We start from the raw sequence: 306 nt of genomic DNA, 5'->3' as shown, positions 1-306 counted from the left end.
AAAGAAAATTATGCAGGCAAATCTGCTGCGGATAAGATTGCTGATTTAAGAGAATCAATGAGGAAGGAGAAGACTACGGTTCATGTCCTCACAACGCTTGACGATATTGTGTGGCTGTTAAATATCCGTGGAAATGACGTTGTCTGCAACCCGGTAGTCCTTTCCTACGCACTGGTGACCTTGGAACGCTTCTATTTATTTATCAATGAGGCGGTTCTGGACAGTGAAGTAAAATCTTATTTAAAAGAACTGGGAGTTACGATTCGGCCATACAATGATATTTACGATGCGGTGGGCCAGTTAAAG

Annotated in this window: 1 protein-coding gene; it reads left to right on the top strand. The window is 42.2% G+C overall.

The window, feature by feature from the left end:
- The coding region (locus NE473_RS30980; protein WP_256265632.1) for an aminopeptidase P family N-terminal domain-containing protein at positions 1-306 on the top strand (306 nt) is incomplete at both ends.

Origin of the sequence: Hungatella sp. SL.1.14, assembly GCF_024460495.1 — a bacterium.
In the GTDB taxonomy this organism is placed as follows: Bacteria; Bacillota; Clostridia; order Lachnospirales; family Lachnospiraceae; genus Hungatella; species Hungatella hathewayi.
This window is presented reverse-complemented; position numbering and strand designations above follow the sequence as displayed.